The 21,824-nt window shown below is 37.8% G+C and carries 22 protein-coding genes and 1 tRNA gene; 9 read left to right on the top strand and 14 right to left on the bottom strand.

Features of this window, described 5'->3' with window-relative positions:
- Positions 1-33 precede the first annotated feature (33 nt).
- Entirely contained in the window at positions 34-1,308 is a 1,275-nt protein-coding gene (locus PL_RS22450; RefSeq protein WP_041879141.1) for an aspartate kinase, read from the top strand.
- Complete coding sequence (locus tag PL_RS22445; RefSeq protein ID WP_041879138.1) at positions 1,301-2,482, top strand: class I SAM-dependent methyltransferase; 1,182 nt, start codon at positions 1,301-1,303, stop codon at positions 2,480-2,482. Before PL_RS22450 ends, PL_RS22445 begins: the two co-directional genes overlap by 8 nt.
- Positions 2,483-2,535: 53 nt before the next feature.
- Here the strand turns inward: PL_RS22445 and PL_RS22440 are convergent, their stop codons facing one another.
- The 5 genes from PL_RS22440 to PL_RS22420 all read right to left on the bottom strand — a co-directional run bounded on the left by PL_RS22440 (position 2,536) and on the right by PL_RS22420 (position 6,236).
- Positions 2,536-2,733, bottom strand: coding sequence for a cold-shock protein (locus PL_RS22440; RefSeq protein WP_041879135.1), 198 nt, complete (start codon positions 2,731-2,733; stop codon positions 2,536-2,538).
- 79 nt (positions 2,734-2,812) lie between these two features.
- Entirely contained in the window at positions 2,813-3,448 is a 636-nt protein-coding gene (locus tag PL_RS22435) for a peroxiredoxin (RefSeq protein WP_041879132.1), read from the bottom strand.
- Between the two features lie 131 nt (positions 3,449-3,579).
- Entirely contained in the window at positions 3,580-4,497 is a 918-nt protein-coding gene (locus tag PL_RS22430) for a DUF72 domain-containing protein (protein WP_041879129.1), read from the bottom strand.
- Between the two features lie 70 nt (positions 4,498-4,567).
- Entirely contained in the window at positions 4,568-5,662 is a 1,095-nt protein-coding gene (locus PL_RS22425; protein ID WP_041879127.1) for a S1C family serine protease, read from the bottom strand.
- Positions 5,663-5,669: 7 nt separating this feature from the next.
- The gene (locus PL_RS22420; RefSeq protein ID WP_041879193.1) at positions 5,670-6,236 is read right to left on the bottom strand and encodes an RNA polymerase sigma factor; all 567 of its coding nucleotides are present in this window, start codon (positions 6,234-6,236) and stop codon (positions 5,670-5,672) included.
- Positions 6,237-6,379: 143 nt separating this feature from the next.
- Here PL_RS22420 and PL_RS22415 point away from each other — a divergent pair, with 143 nt between their 5' ends.
- The 3 genes from PL_RS22415 to PL_RS22405 all read left to right on the top strand — a co-directional run bounded on the left by PL_RS22415 (position 6,380) and on the right by PL_RS22405 (position 8,719).
- Positions 6,380-6,601 (top strand): hypothetical protein, encoded by a 222-nt coding sequence (locus tag PL_RS22415; RefSeq protein WP_041879125.1) that lies wholly within the window; start codon positions 6,380-6,382, stop codon positions 6,599-6,601.
- A gap of 105 nt (positions 6,602-6,706) precedes the next feature.
- Positions 6,707-8,053 carry an adenylosuccinate lyase gene (purB, locus tag PL_RS22410; RefSeq protein ID WP_041879122.1) on the top strand — a complete coding sequence of 449 codons (1,347 nt, stop codon included), beginning with the start codon at positions 6,707-6,709 and terminating at the stop codon, positions 8,051-8,053.
- Positions 8,054-8,167: 114 nt separating this feature from the next.
- On the top strand, positions 8,168-8,719 hold the full coding sequence (locus PL_RS22405) for a NifU family protein (protein ID WP_041879119.1): 552 nt from the start codon (positions 8,168-8,170) through the stop codon (positions 8,717-8,719).
- A 333-nt stretch (positions 8,720-9,052) separates the two neighbouring features.
- On the opposite strand, the gene PL_RS22400 is transcribed toward PL_RS22405, so the two are convergent.
- The 4 genes from PL_RS22400 to PL_RS22385 all read right to left on the bottom strand — a co-directional run bounded on the left by PL_RS22400 (position 9,053) and on the right by PL_RS22385 (position 13,118).
- Positions 9,053-9,847 (bottom strand): inositol monophosphatase family protein, encoded by a 795-nt coding sequence (locus tag PL_RS22400; RefSeq protein ID WP_041881131.1) that lies wholly within the window; start codon positions 9,845-9,847, stop codon positions 9,053-9,055.
- A 10-nt stretch (positions 9,848-9,857) separates the two neighbouring features.
- A complete protein-coding gene (locus PL_RS22395) occupies positions 9,858-11,009 on the bottom strand; it encodes a prolipoprotein diacylglyceryl transferase (RefSeq protein ID WP_041881132.1) in 1,152 nt (383 codons plus the stop codon).
- Between the two features lie 30 nt (positions 11,010-11,039).
- The gene (gene mtaB, locus PL_RS22390) at positions 11,040-12,359 is read right to left on the bottom strand and encodes a tRNA (N(6)-L-threonylcarbamoyladenosine(37)-C(2))-methylthiotransferase MtaB (protein ID WP_041881135.1); all 1,320 of its coding nucleotides are present in this window, start codon (positions 12,357-12,359) and stop codon (positions 11,040-11,042) included.
- 192 nt (positions 12,360-12,551) lie between these two features.
- The gene (locus tag PL_RS22385; protein ID WP_041881138.1) at positions 12,552-13,118 is read right to left on the bottom strand and encodes a UbiX family flavin prenyltransferase; all 567 of its coding nucleotides are present in this window, start codon (positions 13,116-13,118) and stop codon (positions 12,552-12,554) included.
- A 460-nt stretch (positions 13,119-13,578) separates the two neighbouring features.
- Between PL_RS22385 and PL_RS22380 the strand changes: the two genes are divergently transcribed.
- Both PL_RS22380 and rnhA read left to right on the top strand, forming a co-directional pair.
- Positions 13,579-13,655: transfer RNA gene (locus tag PL_RS22380), tRNA-His, on the top strand.
- 316 nt (positions 13,656-13,971) lie between these two features.
- Positions 13,972-14,445, top strand: coding sequence for a ribonuclease HI (rnhA, locus tag PL_RS22375; protein ID WP_041881140.1), 474 nt, complete (start codon positions 13,972-13,974; stop codon positions 14,443-14,445).
- A gap of 60 nt (positions 14,446-14,505) precedes the next feature.
- On the opposite strand, the gene fbp is transcribed toward rnhA, so the two are convergent.
- Genes fbp through gloA2 form a run of 4 tightly spaced genes read right to left on the bottom strand, consistent with a single transcriptional unit; the run spans position 14,506 to position 17,153 of the window.
- A complete protein-coding gene (gene fbp / locus PL_RS22370) occupies positions 14,506-15,540 on the bottom strand; it encodes a class 1 fructose-bisphosphatase (protein WP_041881142.1) in 1,035 nt (344 codons plus the stop codon).
- Positions 15,541-15,563: 23 nt separating this feature from the next.
- Positions 15,564-16,055 (bottom strand): metallophosphoesterase family protein, encoded by a 492-nt coding sequence (locus PL_RS22365; RefSeq protein WP_041881144.1) that lies wholly within the window; start codon positions 16,053-16,055, stop codon positions 15,564-15,566.
- Between the two features lie 9 nt (positions 16,056-16,064).
- Entirely contained in the window at positions 16,065-16,769 is a 705-nt protein-coding gene (locus PL_RS22360) for a tRNA1(Val) (adenine(37)-N6)-methyltransferase (RefSeq protein ID WP_041881146.1), read from the bottom strand.
- Positions 16,770-17,153, bottom strand: coding sequence for an SMU1112c/YaeR family gloxylase I-like metalloprotein (gene gloA2, locus PL_RS22355; protein ID WP_041881147.1), 384 nt, complete (start codon positions 17,151-17,153; stop codon positions 16,770-16,772).
- A 326-nt stretch (positions 17,154-17,479) separates the two neighbouring features.
- Here gloA2 and PL_RS22350 point away from each other — a divergent pair, with 326 nt between their 5' ends.
- A complete protein-coding gene (locus PL_RS22350) occupies positions 17,480-19,663 on the top strand; it encodes a glutamine synthetase III (RefSeq protein ID WP_041881148.1) in 2,184 nt (727 codons plus the stop codon).
- Positions 19,664-19,767: 104 nt separating this feature from the next.
- Entirely contained in the window at positions 19,768-20,949 is a 1,182-nt protein-coding gene (locus PL_RS22345) for an AIR synthase related protein (RefSeq protein WP_041881150.1), read from the top strand.
- A gap of 63 nt (positions 20,950-21,012) precedes the next feature.
- Here PL_RS22345 and PL_RS22340 read toward each other — a convergent pair whose 3' ends face one another.
- Complete coding sequence (locus PL_RS22340; protein ID WP_052496226.1) at positions 21,013-21,735, bottom strand: helix-turn-helix domain-containing protein; 723 nt, start codon at positions 21,733-21,735, stop codon at positions 21,013-21,015.
- Between the last annotated feature and the right edge of the window lie 89 nt (positions 21,736-21,824).

The following is a 21,824-nucleotide window of genomic DNA, read 5'->3' as shown; positions in this document are numbered from 1 at the left end:
GCCAAGTTCCATTTTAAACAATTTCAACTAAAAATGCAGGTATTTAAATTCGGTGGCGCTTCTGTGGTAAATGCAGAAGCAGTAAAGAATCTTGTTGCAATTATTCAGCAGGCTGAAAAAGAAAATTTGCTGATCGTAATTTCTGCGATGGGCAAAATCACCAATAAATTAGAATTACTTTCCAATGCCTACATATACGGGCAGGAAAACACACATCAGTTACTGGAAGAAGTCAAAGCTTATCATTTTAATATTTTAAATGATCTTTTCAAAAATCATGACCACCCGGTATACAACGATGTTGCCAATACATTTGTAGAAATCGAGTGGCTGCTGGAAGAAGAAGCCAGTGATGCCCCGGATTATATTTATGATCAGATCGTTTCTATCGGCGAAGTCCTTTCCACTAAAATTGTAGCTGCCTATCTGAATGAAAGCGGAATCATAACTACCTGGGCAGACGCAAGAAATTTCATTAAAACAGATAACACCTACCGGGAAGGAAAAGTAGAATGGGATAAAACCGAACTGGAAATCCAGCGGAATCTTGTTCCTTTACTGAAAAAGAGCATCGTCGTTACACAAGGATTTATTGGCAGCACCAGTGAGAATTTCACAACTACTCTGGGCCGCGAAGGCTCTGATTATTCTGCTGCTATCTTCTGTGCCTGTCTGGATGCTGTTTCCTTAACAATCTGGAAAGATGTACCGGGAGTATTAAATGCTGACCCGAAATGGTTTGACGAGACCGAACGTATTCCTCAGCTTTCTTATCACGATGCAATCGAGCTTACTTATTACGGAGCCACGGTTATCCATCCAAAAACGATTAAACCACTTCAGAATAAAGATATCCCTTTATATGTAAAGTCATTTCTTCATCCAACCAACGAAGGAACAGAGATTAACAGCATCAAAAGTGCATTACCGGTACCTTCATTTATTTTCAAAGTGAATCAGGTGCTGATTTCGATTTTCCCGAAAGATTTCTCTTTCATTATTGAAGAAAATTTAAGCGACATTTTCAGCCTGTTTCATAAACACAAGGTGAAAGTAAATACGATGCTGAATTCTGCACTTAGTTTTTCAGTAAGCGTGGACCATGATGCAGAAAAAATCAACAATCTCATTGAAGAGTTATCTGTTCTGTATAAAGTGAAATATAATAAAGGACTGGAACTGGTTACTATCCGCTATTATAACCAGGATACGATTAACAGGGTAACTGTAAACAAAGATATTTTGCTGGAAGTAAAAAGCCGTCATACCTGCCAGATTGTAATGAAAGATAAATCAGCTATTGAATAAACAACTCACAGATCAGCACGTTCAGGATTATATCCAGGAGAATTTAAATGCAGATGTGCATAAAATTGCCATGGCGAAAAGCCCTTTCCCTGGCATTACGGGGAAAGAACTGGCTAATCAGATCGCTGCCAGGAAAAAGTCTGTCCGCAAATTACCTACCTGGTTTAACACCAAACTAATTTATTATCCGCCTTTACTATCTGTAGAACAATGTTCATCAGAACTCACTGCGGCTTATAAAGCAGAGCTGGCAGCTGGAAACACACTGATTGACCTGACAGGTGGTTATGGAGTAGACAGTTATTATTTCTCCAGAAAAGTGAAGACTGTCACACATTGTGAAATCAATGATGAATTATCGGCAATTGCCAGCTACAACGGAATTTTATTAAAAGAAGAAAACGTCACTTTCTTTTGCGGAGATGGTATTGAATTTTTAAAGCAGACCACTCAGGAGTTTGACAGCGTCTATATTGATCCTGCCAGAAGAAGCAGTTCAGGTAAAGTTTTTATGCTGAAGGATTGCACACCAAATGTGGTGGAAAACCTGGGTCTGTTATTAGTTAAAGCCAAACGGATATTAATCAAAACCGCACCCCTGCTTGATCTTAGTGCCGGTCTTAAAGAATTAAAACACGTAGCCGAAATACATATTGTCAGCGTTAAAAATGAATGCAAGGAATTGATCTGGGTGATAGAAAGAGCTTTTGAAGCCTCCACAAAGATTGTTTGCACAACTTTAAATGCAGAGCAGAAACAATTCAGCTTTGCCATGGGCGATGAAGAACCTGCAAACATCACTGGAACTATTATTCCCGGACAGTATTTATATGAACCTGACGTAGCCCTTTTAAAAAGCGGAGCTTTTAATCTGATTGCTCAAAGATATGGATTACAGAAATTCCATCAGCAGACCCAATTATATACAGCTGCTGTTATTCATCCGGAGTTTCCGGGAAGGATCTTTAAAATCGATGAAGTAGTGTCTGCAGCAAAAATCAAAAAAGAGAAAAATCTGATTGGGAATGTCATTGTCAGGAATTATCCCGATAAAGCAGCAGCTCTTGCAGACAAGTATCAGATTAAGCCCGACGACACCAGTTTTATGATCTTTACGCAAAGCAGCACAGCTGGTAAAGTGATTATCAGAGGGACAATTATACAGCATTATTAATACAAAAAGCCCCCCGCTTGCGGGAGGCTTCAGCCAGTCTTACAGACAATGGATTATACCTTCTTCACGTTTACGGCCTGTAAACCTTTCTTTCCTTCAGTGACGTCAAATTCTACATTATCATTTTCCTGAAGACTCTCAATACCGCCTACAACATCTTTGAAATGGACAAAAATATCCTTGTTTCCTTCGTAGATTATAAATCCATAACCTTTCTGCGTGTTAAACCATTTTACTTTTCCGGTACTCATAATATTCAAGTATAAAAATTAATATTTCTTTAAATTATCAATTATATCAAATTTAAAGAAAAGCATCTGGTATTTAAAATTATTTATTGGGTTGAGGAGTAGTTCTCAGATAAGGTTTGATAACTTTGTGACCCTTAGGAAATTTTGCTGGAATATCTTCTGTTTTAATACTGTTCATGACTACCACATCTTCTCCATCTTTCCAGTCAGCCGGCGTAGCTACACTATATTTAGCTGTAAGCTGCAGCGAATCAATCACTCTGAGTACTTCAGTAAAATTCCTTCCGGTAGAGGCAGGATAAGTCAGCATCAGTTTAACCTTTTTATCCGGAGAAATCACAAACAGAGAACGTACAGTTAGTGTTTCAGAAGCATTAGGATGAATCATATCATACAGATCAGCAATCTTTTTATCCTCATCAGCGATGATCGGAAACTCCACATGGGTATCCTGTGTTTCATTGATATCCTGTATCCATCCTTTGTGAGATTCAACAGAGTCTACACTTAAAGCAATAACTTTAACATCTCTTTTCTCAAACTCCCCTTTTAATGAAGCTGTACGACCAAGTTCTGTGGTACATACCGGCGTATAATCCGCAGGGTGTGAAAAAATAACTCCCCAGCTATCGCCAAGAAATTCATAGAAATCTATATCACCAATTGATGTTTTAGCTTTAAAATTTGGAGCGGTATCTCCTATTCTGATACTCATAACTTATTATTTTTTTTGATTTAAAAACCGAACAATTACGCTTATTGATAAACACTACTAATATAGTAGATAATTAAACAACCTCCAACAGTCAGAAATTTAATGATCTAAATCAAACAATCCTGACCAGGCTAGGCAAACAATCTGGGCTGGAAAGATATTTCAGGAATATCAAGCCCCAATTGCTCATTAAACACTTTTATCGCATGGGTAGCCAGTAAAGGAGTATCCAGTTCATCGTGCTGATGCAGAAAGAAATATATCTTTTGCAATCCTCTCTCCTGCCACGATTTAAGCCTTTCGCCCCATTCATCAATTCTGGCAAAATCACTCTTTTTGTGTGCGTGCCCATTACCTATAAATCTGATAAACACTTCCGGAATAGTCACTTCCATATGAACCAGATCCCTTCTTCCGCTCACATCAGTAATTACAGCTCCTTTATTTGTTGCTGTTAAGAGCTCAAAAACCTGCTGTCTGACTACAAGATCAGCAAACCACTGCTCATGTCTCAATTCAACATAAACAACAGGATCTTTGGGTAATGATTGAAGATAATCTGCCAGCAAAGCCTGATTTTTGACGCCAAAGCTCTCGCTTAACTGCAAAAAACACGGCCCCAGATTTTCACCAAATTCTGCCATTGCTTTAAAATATTCTGCTGTAGCTTGTGCTGATCCTTTCAATCGCTGATCATGACTGATAATTTTTGGAAATTTAGGACAAAATAAAAAGTCACCGGCAGCATTGTCATTCACCTGCTTTTTCCATTTGCGTACAGACTCAACAGAAGGAATCTGATAATAAACAGCATTCAATTCTATAGCATTAAAATGTTTGGCATATTCATCCAGAAAATTGGCTTCTTTAGTTTTAGGCGGATAGATGAGTCCTAACCATTCCTTTCTGCCCCATTTGGCACATCCGATAAAGACTTTTGCCTTCTGGTTACTTTTACTGTTTAAGATCTTTTGAGTTTGCTTTCCGTCTTCAGGCAGGGTGAAGTCGATGTCATTAACCTGCTCCGGATTTACTTTTCCAAATTCCATAAGATTCGCTTTAAAAACAAAACCCCGAAACAAGCATTATGTTTCGGGGTTTTTAAAAAAAGCGTTTCGCTTAATTGTATACTTTGATCATATAGACGTAGTTTTCAATTTTGTCTATCTGTTTAGTTCTGTTCAGACCCTGAAGCGGGTTCTTTTTAGCAAACACAACTTTCTTTCCCAATGAATCCTGAGGAATTGCATTCAGTGCTTCCAGAATGTATTTGGATTTAATGGCGAATGTTGCACCATCTACCTGATTTTCCTTCGCAGTGATCACACCAATGATGTTTCCATAATTATCCAGTAACGGACCACCACTGTTTCCCGGGTTAATTGGAATAGAAACCTGGTATTGCGTAGTATCACCAACATGACCGGTTTTTGAACTGATATAACCTTCACCTAAAACCGCATCATCTTTAGGATAACCTAAAGTATAGACATTTTCACCCATTCCAATACTGTTTTTCTTCAGTTTGTAAGGGATTGATGCCAGTGGTGTAAATGATTCATCATTGATTTTCAGGATAGCAATATCATACTGCGGATCACGGTAAACTACCTTAACTTTGAAAGATTCGCCTTTATTGTTCTGTACATAGACAGAATCAGCATCTCTTACTACATGATAATTGGTACAAAGATATCCGTTGGCAGTTAAAGCAAATCCGGTTCCGCCAAACTTAGCAGCATTCACATGTCCTTTTTCAGCTTTAGGACCTGAATTGATTGTTCTCACCAGTTTGTTCTGACTGTTTTTAATATTGGTGATCTCTCTGCGCATCACTTCATAAGTACCGTTCTGAAGGGTATTATGCTGTATAGAATAGATAGAGAATATAGTTAAAAGGATAAATGACGCTGCAATAGCCATTGCAGATTTATTTTTGCGCCACATATTGATAATAAACGACGGATGTGGTCTCAGCTGTTCGCTCAGTGAAGCTACATCTATACCAGCATGCGCTTTATCCATCTGTTCTTTCAGAGAAAGGACTTTACCATATTGTTTGATTGCGTCCGTAAAAACTTTATGGGCAACTACTTTATGATCAATTACAGGATCATTGGCACGCAGTTTTTCAAAAGCTTCTGCTTCTGCGGCTGTAAGTTTACCCTGAAGGTAATCTTCAATGATAGCATCTAATTCCATGTCGTTCCTCATACCGTATTTAAGATTGAAAAAATAATTTCTTTAATCTCTGCAGGCACTTATATTTCTGAGTTTTGGCATTATCCGTATTGGTATAACCAAATTTCTCGCAAATATCCTGCATGGAGAGATTGTTAATATAAAAATCCTGAATAATAGTTTTGCAGGGCTCCCCCAGGTTCTGTAGTGCTGAACCCATCTTCTCAAACTGAAGATCCTTCTCTTCATGATACTCTAAATCTACCTCAACTGACTCTACATCTTCAAAATCGGCAACGTTATTTGTCTTTTTGCTCTGCTGTGCGAGCTTTTTGAGCCAAATGCGTCTGCATACTGAATATATATAGGTCTTTAGTTTACTGCTTAACTCAAAATCTCCGCTCTTAATTTTGTTATATAAAATAATAATTGCCTCCTGATAGACATCTTTTGCATCGTCTTCGTCACCGTTATTATTTAAAATAAACTGTAAAACCATCGGAAAATACCCGATGTATAGTTTATTAAGAGCATCTTCCGAGTTATTTAGTATCCCTAAAACTACCTCTCTATCTGTTGGAACTGAATCGCTTAACTTCTTACTCACCAATTAATACATTTATACGTGAATGGTAACCCAATATTAGACAAAAAAATTATTTTAAATCTTTTTTTTAAAATGGTGGGTTACCTTTTAAACATTGTGGTATTAATCTGTAAAATTAATTAATTATTTTAAACAGAATTCAAATGAAAAACTTATTCAAATTTGGCTTTTTAGCTTTAGCAATCTCTTTATCAGTAGCAGCTTGTAACTCAGAGAAAAAAGCTGGTGCAACTGACACTACAGTAACTGATTCTTCAGTTGTTACTACTGACGTTGATACTACAGTTAAAGATTCAACAGTTAAAGATACTGCAGTTAAAGTTACTACAACTGAAGTTAAACCAGCTGCTGAAGCTAAAAAATAAGCTAGATAAAATCTACGAAAAGGCTTTGGTTCTCCAAAGCCTTTTTTTTGTGCCCATAGGTTTGAGTAAAATGCTACCTTTGCATTTGTAAAATTATTCCTATTCATGAATTTATCTCCTCTACAAGCTATATCACCAGTTGATGGCCGTTATAGAAATACCACTCAAAATCTGGCTAAATATTTTTCGGAATCAGCTTTAATTAAGTATAGAGTATATGTTGAAATCGAGTATTTCATCGCTTTATGTGAAACCGGTCTTTCAGGTTTAAGCCATTTCGATAAAACAAATTTCAGCAAACTGCGCAGTATATTTGAGCAGTTCAGTGATGAAAATGCACAGGAAGTAAAAGAAACAGAAAAGATCACTAATCATGATGTGAAAGCTGTTGAATATTTTATCAAAAAAAGATTTGATGATTTAGGTCTTGGAGATTTTAAAGAATTCATCCATTTCGGATTGACTTCTCAGGATATTAATAATACGGCTATTCCATATACTTTCAAGCTTGCTCTTGAAGAAGAATACTATCCGAATATACAATTACTGATCACTAAACTTCACGGACTGGCAGCAGAATGGAAAGAGGTTCCTTTACTGGCTCATACACATGGTCAGCCGGCATCCCCGACTAAACTGGGTAAAGAATTCCTGGTTTTTGCAGAAAGACTGGAAATTCAGCTGAATAATCTGAAAAATATTCCTCACAGTGCAAAATTTGGTGGAGCAACAGGAAATTTCAATGCACATCATATTGCTTACCCTGGTATCAACTGGGTAGATTTCTCCAATAACTTCGTGAATAACATCTTAACCTTAAATCGCGCACAGCATACCACTCAGATTGAACATTATGATCAGTTTGCCGCACAATGTGATGCTTTAAAAAGGATTAATACTATTATTGTTGACCTTGACAGAGATATCTGGACTTATATTTCCAAAAACTATTTCAAACAGAAAATTAAAGAAGGAGAAGTAGGTTCTTCTGCTATGCCTCATAAAGTAAATCCTATTGATTTTGAAAATGCAGAAGGAAATGCTGGTATCGCGAATGCATTATTTGAATTTTTCGCTGCTAAATTACCAATCTCACGTCTCCAGAGAGATTTAACAGATTCTACGGTATTGAGAAATGTAGGTGTACCAGTGGCACATACTATGATTGCGATTGCATCTACTTTAAAAGGACTGAATAAATTGCTGTTAAACAATGAGGCTATTGCTGCTGATCTTGAAAATAACTGGGCAGTAGTTGCCGAAGCGATACAAACAGTACTCAGAAGAGAAGCGTATCCTAATCCTTACGAAGCTTTGAAAGACCTGACACGTACCAATCAGAAAATTACTGCACATACCATGGCAGCATTTATTGATGGGCTTCAGATCAGCGAAGATCTGAAACAGGAATTAAAACAGATTACTCCTTTTAACTACACCGGCGTATTTTAAGGATTTATTGTTCAGATAAGGTCTTAATCTATTAAACTATATAATGACCTAAAACAGACATCGATATCTGTATTTGAATTGCGAATTATTTATTTTTGTAAGAAAAAAGAGAGAATGACTATTAACGTATATACAGAACAAACCCCGAATCCTGCTACCATGAAGTTTATGGTGAATAAGCTTCTGATTAACGGCAGTGAAGATTTCGCTACAAAAGAAAGTGCTGAGCACTCTCCTTTTGCAAAAGAATTATTCAAGTTTAACTTTGTTAATGGTGTGTTTTTTGCGAGCAATTTCGTTACCATTACAAAAACTGAAGATGCTGAATGGCCGGATATCGAACCTATTTTAAAAGAGTTTGTTAAAGGTGCTGTTGAATCAGAATATAAAATTAAAGAGGCAACAGCCGAAGAAGCTCCTGCTTTTGAAGGATCAGATCTTGAGGTTAAAATTCAGCAGATCTTACATGACTATGTACGTCCTGCTGTAGAACAGGATGGTGGTGCAATCAGCTATAAATCATTTGAAGAAGGTGTGGTAACTGTTGAACTTCGTGGTTCATGCAGTGGTTGTCCTTCCTCTACAATTACTTTAAAATCAGGTATTCAGAATCTATTGCAACGCATGGTTCCTGAAGTAAAAGAAGTTGTTTCAAACGCTTTATAAGTAAACCAGCTTAATAAAAAACGGCCTGTGAATTATCACAGGCCGTTTTTTTATGTAGTGATATTTCGTGTGATCATTAAAAATCACAGGAGAAAGCAAGGAAATTTGACCGTTTTACATCAGGCAGAAAATTTTGACCAGATGGCCTGACTGATAATAAGAAGTCCTCTCGCGGGACGTATAGTGTTCGGAGTTGGTATAGGGTTGGTATACCCCGGGGGTATACCAACCCTATACCAACTCCGAACACTAATCTAGCTTGAAGCTCTCTCTGTCAGTTGTCTGCATGCGCTGACAGAAAACCAGAGACCTTTTATGAATTAAGAATTGTTTTTAATTTTCAAAATGACGCTGGATAGCTTCCAGCATTTCTAAATCTACCAGACCATTGGTAGCCAGGATTTCCCTGCGTTCGATAAATTCATCACCACCTCCAAAATTCATGACCTTACCTCCTGCCTGCTGAACAAGGTAGGCCCCACCGGCCACATCATAAGAATTCAGATTATACTCAAAAAAGGCATCAAATCTGCCACAGGCAACATAAGCCAGATCTACTGCTGCGGATCCTATTCTTCTCAAACCATGTGTTTTCTGCATCAGCTCTGCCAGTAATTTCATGTACTGAGCCTGTTTATCAAACTCATAATACGGAAAACCTGTTGCAAGCAAAGAGTCTGCAAGCGTATTTCTCCGGGAAACTTTTATAGGCTTGTGATTAAGATAAGCTGGCGCATCTTTATAACTATGGAACATTTCGCCCCTGTTAATCTCGTAAACAACCCCTAATACGGGTTTATCTTCTTCATACAGCGCAATGCTGATAGAATAAGTTGGTACACCGTGTATAAAGTTGGTTGTACCATCAAGCGGGTCAATAATCCAGTTATATGTTTTCCCTTTCGTATTTATCGTTTGTTCTTCGGTTGTAAAACCTGCGCCTGGTATTAACTGGTCAATATTTTCAACTATAATCTCTTCTGCAGTTTTATCTACATAAGAAACCAGGTCATTTAACCCTTTGAATTCTATAGCGCTGCTATCAAAACGCATAGATTCCTTTCTTATGAAATTGCCTGCTAACCTTGCGATTGCAATAACCTGTGAACTCAGTAATTCGTAATTCAAATTTTTAAATTTAATTGGTTTGTGTGCTTTTGTTCCTTATAGAGAATACCACAAGAAGCAGACCGCAGATAAACAACAGAGAAGAAATCAGCTCTGCCTGTGTAAAAGAAATACCTGCAACATGGTATTTTGAATTGACACGGATCAGCTCGACAAAGAACCGTTCTACTCCGTTCATCATTAAATAAATACCAAACATCATTCCCGGAAGCTTAATCTGGTGACGTATGCGCCAGAGAATAAGAAACAGGATAAAACATACAATTACTTCATAAATTGGTGTAGGATATACCGGTAATGGTAATACATTACAGAATTTACCTGCACATCCAGGGATAGGCACTCCTTCACCTGCTACGTTATTCGGATAAGTATAAGCCCATAACCAGTCAGGTAACCAGCCAAAGGGTTTAGGATTCATATTTACAATTCCCCAGTCACCATCACCAGATAAATGACAGCCAATCCTGCCAACACTGTAGGCCAGCATCATCCCAGGTCCGCCTACATCCAGCATATGCAAGGGTTTAATCCCATTTTTCTTTGCTATATATAATACCGCAGCTCCACCACAGATTAGTCCTCCATAAAATGTAAGTCCGCTGAAAGACAGTAAACCTCCTATAGGATCTTTAATGAAAGTATCCCAGTGTTCAAGATTATCAAATATTTTCGCACCCAGAAAACCCCATACAGCAGCCCATACGATCATATTCCCCATTAATTCATAAGGGTGTTCTGTAACTTCTACTTTTTTTGGCTGGGCTAATTTGAATTTGTTTTTTTCTTTATAATCCCAGTAAGCAAATAATCCGGCAAAGAATAAACCGCCCAGGAGATTACCTTTCAGGGATAATAATACGGTTTGTGCATCGCTGACAAACAAGCGGTAGTTTAATAGCGCATAAACCAGTTTATAGCCGATCAGGAAGCCGAATATACAGTTATATAACAGTTCTGTAGTTGTGGCTGGATTACCAATAGTAATGATCCTTTTTACCGGATGCAGTATACCCTGAGCTTCCTTCCTTTTCAGCTCCTGTGTAAAGGCCCAGTAACCGGCAATAAAAGCCAGGGCAACGAATACACCGAAAGTATTAAAAGGCAGTGGAACCTGTATACCAAAAAGATATTCTATAAAATGGGAAACGGTAGGAAACATACGCGTAATTTTTTTTACGCGAATATAAGATTAATGTGCTAAAACTTCTTCAGTTTCCATAACTTCTACCTCACCGTCGGCAGTTAATTCCATTAGTCTGACAGTTTTAATTTCATTGACCATTACCGGATCATATTTTGCCTTTACCTTTACGTAATTCTTGGTAAAACCGTGCATGAAACCATTTTTCTGATCATCTTCAAATAAGACCTGTCCAACAGAACCAATTTGCGACTGATAGAATGCCCTGCGTTTTTTATCAGACAGGATATGCAGCATTTTGCTTCTGTCAGCACGTGCACTTCCGGCAACAACGCCAGCCATATCAGCAGCTTCAGTCTGCTCACGTTCTGAATAAGTAAATACATGCAGATAAGAAACGTCCAGCTCATTCAGGAACTGGTAAGTATCTAAAAAGTCTTCATGTGTTTCTCCCGGGAAACCGACAATCACGTCCACTCCTATACAGCAATCAGGTATAAGTGCTTTAATAGTGGCCACACGTTCTGTATATAAATCTCTGCGGTAACGTCTCTTCATTAATCCGAGGATTTTATCAGAGCCCGACTGCAGTGGAATATGAAAATGCGGCACAAATCTTTTGGAAGAAGCTACAAAACTGATAATTTCATTGCTCAGCAAGTTAGGCTCGATAGAAGAAATACGGATTCTTTCGATACCTTCAACTTCGTCCAGAGCTTTGACCAGATCAAAAAACTTATCTTCACGTTTTCCGCTGCGAATCCCGAAGTCACCCAGGTTTACACCGGTAAGCACAATTTCTTTTACACCGCTTTCAGCAATCTGTTTTGCACGGTTAACCACATTTTCTATGGTGTCACTTCTGCTTCCACCTCTTGCCAATGGAATAGTACAATAAGTACAAGGGTAATCACAACCATCCTGAACTTTCAAAAAAGTACGTGTTCTGTCACCTATAGAATAGGCAGCAATAAAATTATGATTAACCTTTTCTATGTTCTGCTGATGAATCACAGCTTTGGGTAGTTTCGTCAGGTCTGAAATATATTCCACGATACGGAATTTTTCGGCAGCGCCCAATACCATATCTACACCTTCAATCTCAGCAATTTCAACAGGTTTTAATTGTGCGTAGCAGCCAACTATCGTAATATATGCGTTTGGTGCATATTTAAGGGCTTCCTTCACTACCTTACGGCATTTTTTATCCGCATGTTCTGTAACAGAACAGGTATTGATGACATATACATCTGCTCCGTCAGTAAAATCTACTACCGCATATCCGGCATCGGTAAAAAGACGCCCGATAGTTGAAGTTTCAGAAAAGTTTAACTTACAACCCAGTGTATAAAATGCTACTTTTTTCATTGAAATTTAATATTATGAGACTGATGAACCGCTATATGACATCATATAGTGGCAGATAGATCAGTATTCATTTGAGGTGCAAAGATAAGTTTTTAGATTAATGTTTGCATAACCCCAAAAATTTGTTCATTGTCAAATTATAACGCGATCTCTTATTAAATAAGATTTCCCGCATGTTTAAGAGCTGTTTATTTAATTTTCATTCCAGCGGTAGCTGTCCTGCTCTAATCCCGCAAGGTCTATTACCCGGCTCACAACAGTTTGCGCGGCTTCTTCGATCGTTGTCGGGATACTATAATAAGATGGGCTTGCCGGGCAGATAATCCCTCCTGCTTCAGTAACCGTCTTCATATTATTAATATGGATCAGGCTGAAAGGACTATCTCTGACAACTGCAATCAGTTTTCTGCGTTCTTTTAAAATCACATCGGCAGCACGGGAAATAAGGTCATTGGAAATTCCATGTGCGATTCTGCCTAAAGTTCCCATAGAACAGGGTATGATAATCATCGTATCAAATCTGGCAGACCCGGAAGCGAAAGGTGCATTAAAATCCATTTTCGCATAAAAGTCAAAAGGATAATTATCGTAATCACTATTGCCGAGTTCAAAACGCCAGACTTCTTTCGCATTATCAGACATCACTACTGCCACTGTTTCTATCTGATCAGCTAATTGCTGAAGGTTGCTTAATAAAAGTTTGGCATACACTGAACCGCTGGCTCCGGTAATTGCAACGACGATTTTCTTTTTCTTCATAAAGTGGCTAAAGATACGGAACCTATAGAAACAAAAAAGGGCCGAAAATAAATTTCCGGCCCTACATCTACCTATGAAAAACATACCCTCGAAAGGGTAAGCCCAAATGTAATATTCTTTTCTAACAAAAAGAAAATTTTAACACTTTTTAAGATTTTATGATACTAATATGCTAAAGTGTTCATTGTACACCATTACAGGGCCATTTATTTTATTTGGGGATCGGGTAAAGGTTATCACAATTATGCAGAAACGAGCTAATAATTTCGATTTCGGGAGAAGCATTTCGTCAAAAAAGTCATTTATTCGTCTCCAGCGGCATAAAGTTGATCTAATTTTTTAAAATTTATTGAAATTTAAAATCCTGTCTATGAATTGTTTAAAAAATAATTGAAATTTAAGTGCAGAAATATTTGACAGGAACATTAAAAATCGTACTTTTGTCAAACTGAAAAACACGGTGGTTTTAGCTCAGTTGGTTAGAGCATCGGTTTGTGGTACCGAGGGTCGTGGGTTCGAGCCCCATATTCCACCCCATTATAAAATCAGTAAAAGCAGTCTTTCGGGACTGCTTTTTTTGTTTACAGACATTTCTGGTAATGATATTTTTACAGATGACCGTACATTTCACTTCAGGTCTTCCTAATTTCTTCTGTTTCTCCAATCACAATTTCAAGGAATCCACCTTCGCTAAAGCCGTATCTCCAAAAATCTCCTAACTTTACACCGAATAGCCCGGATAAGAGCGAATCAATCAGACTTCCCCTACACTTGCTGTTCAAAAAACTAAACTAAACAACAAAGCACCTCTGGTGCTCAAAACACAATACAAAGCAGATACTAATTATTTATTATGATTGAAATTTACACTGACGGTGCAGCAAGCGGAAATCCAGGACCTGGAGGCTACGGAGTTATTTTACGTTCAGGCAGTCATTATAAAGAATTAAGCGGAGGCTTCCGCATGACCACGAATAACAGAATGGAATTACTGGCTGTTATTGAAGGTCTGCAGACTATTAAAAAACCCGGAGCACAGGTTACTATCTACTCCGATTCCAAATACGTTGTTGACTCAGTAGAAAAGAAGTGGGTGTTTGGATGGGTAAAAAAAGGATTCAAAGACAAAAAGAATAAAGATCTGTGGATCCGTTTTCTTGCAGCCTATAAGCTACATGAGGTAAAATTTATCTGGATCAAAGGACACAATGATCATCCCGAGAACGAAAGATGCGATGTACTGGCTGTAGCAGCCTCTAAAAATAAAGCAACACAGCAGATCGATACAGAGTTTGAAGCAGAAAAAAGCAGAGGTACACTGCTGTAAAATAAAAAAGCGGGACAAATTTAATTTATCCCGCCTCTATATCAATGTTAGTTATAATGTTTAAGCGCTTTTAGTTCTGGACGCTTCTGCTTCTGCATAAGTAGCCATCATTTCTTCGGCCATTTTCACCATCTTCTCTGAACCAATAAAGATAGAAGATCTCTGATGCAGTTCAACCGGTTCAATTTCCAGGATCCTTCTGAAACCATCAGAAGCAGTACCGCCTGCCTGCTCTACAATAAATGCCATCGGATTACATTCATACAGCAATCTCAACTTACCATTTGGAGAACTGGCAGTAGTCGGATAAATATAAATCCCCCCTTTTATTAAATTACGGTGAATATCAGCAACCATAGAACCAATATATCTTGAAGTATAAGGCCTGTTGGTAGCTTCATCGTGAACCTGTGCATATTTAATATATTTCTTCACTCCCATCGGGAAATGCACGTAATTACCTTCATTGATAGAATAAATACTACCATCCTTAGGTACTTTCATATTTGGATGAGACAAACAAAACTCACCTATAGAAGGATCAAGTGTAAAACCATTCACTCCTTTACCGGTAGTATAAACCAGCATCGTCGAAGAACCATAAATCACATAACCTGCCGCAACCTGCTCTGTACCTTTCTGCAGTACATCAGCCAGTGTAGCCATACCTTCAACAGATTTTCTGCGATAGATTGAAAAGATAGTTCCAACCGCGACGTTAACATCAATGTTTGAAGAACCATCCAGAGGATCAATACAGACAATGTATTTGGCATTTTTAGAGACCGGCGAATCAATCGGAACAAAATCATCCTCTTCTTCTGTTGCAACGATACAGCATTCCCCTCCGCTGGTTAAAGCAGATATAAATTGTGTATTCGCAAAAACATCGAGTTTTTTCTGTCCCTCTCCCTGGATGTTTACCGTTCCGGCATCCCCGAGAATATCTACCAGACCTGCTTTATTTACCTCCCGGTTAACAATTTTTGCGGCGATTCCTATATCTCTCAATAGTCTTGAAAGCTCTCCTTTTGCATAAGAGAAATCAGCCTGTTTCTCAATTATAAACTGTCCTAATGTTTTTATACCCGACATATATACTTAGTGTACTTTATACGTTACCTATTACCCATTTCTATGGCCTCTAAGGTATGGATTTTTTCTTCCGAAATACAAAAACGAATTAAAGTTTTAACTTTATGCCAGCCAGATTTGCCCGCTGCACCGGGGTTTATATGTAAACAGTTGATTTTTGGGTCAAACATCACTTTCAGGATATGTGAGTGACCAGTGATAAAAAGCTTCGGGGGGTTAGTGTAAATTTCACCCTTTACATTCGGAGCGTATTTTCCCGGATACCCGCCAATATGCGTCATCCATACATCTACATTTTCACAGTTAAAACGCAGATGCTCTGGAAACTCTGCACGGATTGCTTTATCATCAATATTTCCGTACACTCCTTTAAGCGGCTTGAACGCTTTTAACTTTTCTGCAACATCGGGCCCAAAATCACCCGCATGCCAGACCTCATCACAGTCCTCAAAATGCTTAAATACTGCATCATCCAAATAACCATGTGTGTCTGAAATCAATCCAATCTTCTTCATTTAAAAATATTAAAATGCCAGAAAAAAATCCCTGAGCAGGTATTTATATTCGTCGGTATATAGATTTTGTGCTTTATATATATATAAGTGTTCCTGCAAAGGTGGTTCATTATTAAAGCCCAGACAAATGATCTGCCTGAAAGATGCTTTGGTATTATCCGAATAAACATGAATAATTTTTGAAGGGAACAGCTTTTGGAGTACTGCATTAATTATGACATCTTCCGCCTGCTTTACAGGTAAAATGAGCCAGATAACCCCATCTCCGGTCAGCATTGCAGCAGCCTTTCTTAATAACAAATCAAAGAAGTCTTCATCAGCATGTCTGGCAATCTCTTTTCTCTTCTCAGGATTCTTTAAATCATTTACAAAATAAGGAGGATTGGAAACAATCATCTCATATTTCAAATCCGAATTAAAATCTTCAAAAGCTGAATGCTCGACCCTGGTCCTCTCAGCAAAAGGAGAGTTTAAGCAATTTGCTGAAGCAGTCAGCGCCGCAGATTCATCGATTTCCACCGCAGTTACATCAGCTCTGCGAAAACGCTGTGCAAGCATTAGCGCAATCACGCCAGTTCCGGTACCTATGTCTAAAATATTTACCGGTGCAGGATGGTTCACAACCGCACCCAAAAGGACACCATCAGTGTTTATTTTCATTGCACAACCAGCCTGATCTACTTCAAACTGTTTAAATCTGAAAATACGTCCCATTTAATTCTGATAGATTTCCAGCGGCAAACCATCAGGATCACTAAAGAAAGTAAATTGCCGGCCTGTATATTCATCAATTCTGATGTCTTCGGTTATCACGCCCCTGGTATTCAGCTCGGCAGCGACAACAGCAACATCATCAACTTCAAAAGCTAAATGCCGCAAACCCGCAGCTTCCGGTCTTGAAGGTCTTTCAGGTGGATTTTCAAAAGAAAATAATTCAATCTGATACAAACCATTTACAGATAAGTCCAGTTTGTAGGATTTCCGCTCAGCTCTGTATACTTCCTGAACAATTTTTAGCCCGAGTATATTAACATAGAAGTTTTTACTAACGATATAGTCAGTACAAATTATAGCAACATGATGAATTCTGTTAAACATAGGTTGATTTGAAATTTAAATCCAGATCAAAGGTAGGAATAAATGATATGATCAAATATTTAACACAAATTTAGGATTAGGATAGCATTTATTAGGATATAAATGATTAAATTTCACCAACAGATCAGCCTGACTAAATAAAAAACTCAAGACTGAAAATCTCAGATAATTCTTAAAAAACCTATTTTAAGACACATCAGCTTCATTAAGCAAACAAAAACACACTGTAAAACATCAAATAATATATTGACATTTGATTTTTTACTCACAATTATTCAATAATTAATTATAAAAATTATATTTTTGATCAAATTTTAAAGAAACTAATGAAAAGCTTAAGGACAAACGCACTAAAAGAAGCACAAACCAGAGTTTCACCAGAAGTTAAGGCTCCATCGGTCAAAATTTCTGAGTTTTTTGGCTCAAATGTGTTCGATAAAAAGAAAATGAAAGATTTCTTATCAAAAGAAGTCTATGAGAAATTAATTTCAGCAATTGAACAAGGTGAATTAATTAATCAGGATGATGCCAATCAGATCGCTACTGCGATGAAACATTGGGCAATGTCTAAAGGAGCTACTCACTACACCCATTGGTTTCAGCCATTAACAGGCTCTACAGCTGAGAAACATGATTCATTTTTCGAACCAACAATCGATGGTCCGGTTGAAAAATTTGCAGGCAGTGCATTAGTACAACAGGAACCAGATGCATCAAGTTTCCCGAATGGTGGTATCAGAAATACTTTTGAAGCCAGAGGGTATACTGCATGGGATCCTTCTTCTCCTGCTTTCATTATGGAAAGTAAAGCTGGAAAAACTTTATGTATTCCAACAGTATTCGTTGCATATACTGGTGAAGCTTTAGATTACAAGGCTCCTTTATTAAAAGCATTAAATGCTTTGGATAAAGCTGCAGTTGACGTTTGTCAGTATTTTGATAAAGGCATTAGTAAAGTAACAGCATCTTTAGGTATTGAGCAGGAATATTTCCTGGTAGATCTTGCCTTATATAATGCACGTCCGGATTTAGCTTTAACAGGCCGTACTTTGTTTGGTCATATGTCAGCTAAAGGACAGCAATTAGATGATCATTATTTCGGATCAATTCCTGAACGTGTATTCACTTTCATGGTAGACTTTGAAAATGAGGCTTTCAAATTAGGTATCCCTTTAAAAACACGTCACAACGAGGTTGCACCATTGCAATTTGAATGTGCACCATTATACGAAGAAATCAACCTGGCTATCGATCATAATCAATTATTGATGGATCTGATGGAAAAAGTTGCACGCCGTCATAATTTCAAAGTGCTGCTGCACGAGAAACCATATGCTGGTATCAACGGTTCAGGTAAACATAATAACTGGTCTTTAATTACCGATACTGGTAAAAACCTATTAGCTCCGGGCAAAACACCTAAAAATAACCTGATGTTCCTGGCTTTCTTTGTCAATACAATTAAAGCAGTACATGAGCATGCAGATTTATTAAGAGCAAGTATTGCTTCTGTTAGTAATGATCACCGCTTAGGTGCCAATGAGGCGCCACCGGCAATCATCTCTATCTTCCTGGGTCAGCAGTTAAATGAAGTGTTAGACGAAATCGAACACTCACGTATCAGCAAAAAAATCAAGGAAGACAATGCATTGTGGTTAGGTATCCCTAAAATCCCTCAGATTTTACTGGATAACACAGATCGTAACCGTACTTCTCCTTTTGCCTTTACAGGTAATAAATTTGAATTGCGTGCGGTAGGTTCTTCAGCAAATTCATCAGCACCAATGACTGTTCTGAATTCAATCATGGCAGATCAGCTGGTTAAATTTAAAGTTGAAGTTGATAAACTGATCAAAAAAGGAGAGAAAAAAGACATCGCTCTTTTAACAGTTATCAAAAAATACATTAAAGAATCAAAAGATATCCGTTTTGAAGGAAACGGTTATAGCCAGGATTGGGAAGACGAAGCTGCAAAACGTGGTTTAGCCAACATCAAAACTACTCCTTTAGCTTTAGATGCCTATATCTCTGAAAAATCAACTGAATTATTCGAAAGAGCTAATATCTTTACTAAACGCGAATTACATGCCCGTCATGATATTCTTTTAGAAAGCTATTACAAAAAACTGCAGATCGAAGCCAGAGTAATGGGAGAAGTAGCGAATACCATGATTATTCCTGCTTGTATTGCTTACCAGAATACTTTATTGGAAAATGCAAAAAGCCTTAAAGAACTAGGTTTGTCTAAAGAAGCATTAACTGCTCCATTAGCCATTATCAATAAACTATCTGAGCACTTATCAATTGTAAAAACTTCAATTGATACGATGCTGGAAGCACGTAAAGAAGCTAACACTATCGAAGATTCAAGAGATAAAGCTATCGCTTACGATCTGAAGGTTAAATCTTATTTTGATACCATCCGTTATAATGTTGACAAACTGGAGCAGATTGTAGATGACAGCGTTTGGCCATTACCAAAATTCAGAGAGTTGTTATTTTTAAAATAGAATTCCATTAATTTATTGAAATAACCTCTGCCCTTAAGGGACAGAGGTTATTTTTTTTTGTTTGAATCGTCTACATTCGGACGTTTCTCTATCTTTGCAGCAATATGAGTGATAACAGGTACAACCAGCGTGGCGTTTCGGCTTCGAAAGAAGATGTGCATCAAGCCATCAAAAACATAGATAAGGGTATTTTCCCACAAGCATTTTGTAAAATCATCCCTGATATTTTAGGTAACGATGATGCCTTTTGTAATATCATGCATGCAGATGGCGCAGGGACCAAATCTTCATTAGCCTATGTTTACTGGAAAGAAACCGGTGATATTTCTGTATGGAAAGGTATTGCACAGGACGCCATTATCATGAATCTTGATGATCTGATCTGTGTAGGGGCTACTGATCATATTTTACTATCCTCTACTATCGGCAGAAATAAAAATCTGATTACAGGTGAAGTTATTGCTGCGATTATTAACGGAACAGAAGAAATTCTTGCCGAACTGAGAGAAATGGGAATTTCCATTTATTCTACTGGTGGTGAAACTGCCGATGTTGGTGATCTTGTACGTACCATTATAGTAGATTCAACTGTCACCTGCCGTATCAAACGCGATGAGGTAATCAGTAATCACAATATCCAGCCTGGAGATGTTATCGTAGGACTATCTTCTTCGGGTCAGGCTACCTATGAAACAGAATATAACGGTGGTATGGGCTCTAATGGTCTTACCTCTGCACGTCATGATGTATTTGATAAATCAGTAGCTGACAGTTATCCTGAAAGTTTCGATCCTGCAGTACCTTATGATCTTGTTTTCTCTGGTGGCAAAAAACTAACTGATAAAATCCGTATTGATGAAAACACGGAAATTACTATAGGAAAACTGGTACTTTCTCCTACCCGCACCTATGCTCCGGTAATTAAGAAAGTACTGGAAAAACACAGAAATCAGATCCACGGACTGGTACATTGCAGTGGTGGTGCTCAAACCAAAGTACTTCACTTTATCAATGATAACATTCATGTCATTAAAGATAACCTGTTCCCTGTCCCTCCTCTTTTCGAACTGATTCAGGAGCAATCAGGAACAGCCTGGAAGGAAATGTACAAAGTATTTAATATGGGGCACAGAATGGAATTATATGTACCACAGGAAATAGCCAGCGATATCATCGCTATTTCAAAAGACTTCAATATCGATGCCCGGATTATTGGCCGTGTTGAAGATTCTACTCATAAACAAGTAACTATCAATAGTGAAAAAGGTCAGTTCAATTACGAATAGATCTTTGCCAGATAAACTAAAAACGGAGCCTGCACAAAAACAGGCTCCGTTTTTTTATAGGAATTAAATCAACATTAATTCCCATAACAGACAGGAGAATATCAAATGAGCTGTTCTCTTTAAATTTGATGGGGAGAAACTAAATTTCTTCTTAAAGGCAGCAGAAAAATGATTCCCGCAGCTATAACCCACTTCAGCCGCAACCTGTTTCAAACTATAACCCGGTTTACTGATCAATAATGTTCTGGCTTTTTGCATTTTGAGTTCCAATGCAAAACTATTAATCGTCTGCCCCATTACATCCTTAAAACCAGCCTGAAGTTTTGTACGGTTCATACCTGCCTTTTCTGCCAGTCCGGCAATGGAAATATTCTTTGAAAGATTCTGGCTGATGACTTTGGATATCATCTCAAATACAGCGACCTCCTTCTTACTCCATTTGTTCAGATTTTCTGAGGCTTCTTCTTTTGCTTCAATCACCAGAACAATAATCTCACAGATTTTAATCTTAGTATAGAAATTGGTGTATTTACCAGTATTCCTTTCCATTAAAAGCTCTAAAATTCTTTGAATATCATATGAAATCCTGTAAAGCGGATGTCCGGAAAGTTCAACCGGCAAAACCAAAGAAAAATTGTTATCGAAAACGGTATCCGGCAGAAACAGTAAAGTGCTGGCATTTACCAGTTTTATTCCTGCCTTATTGATTGTTTTGTTCTCTGACCTGATTATCCTTATAGATTCTATAGATGTCTCTTTCCCCTCTTTAATACAAATTTCTACCATCCTGATTGCTGATTGCGTATACTTTGCTGCAAAACTCGTAGTTCGAATACTTTACTTTTGCACATATCAATAACAAGTCTAAATAAACA

This window comes from Pedobacter lusitanus, assembly GCF_040026395.1.
GTDB classification, from domain to species: domain Bacteria; phylum Bacteroidota; class Bacteroidia; order Sphingobacteriales; family Sphingobacteriaceae; genus Pedobacter; species Pedobacter lusitanus.
The sequence above is the reverse complement of the archived record's forward strand: the minus strand, read 5'-3'. Positions and strand labels throughout refer to the sequence as shown.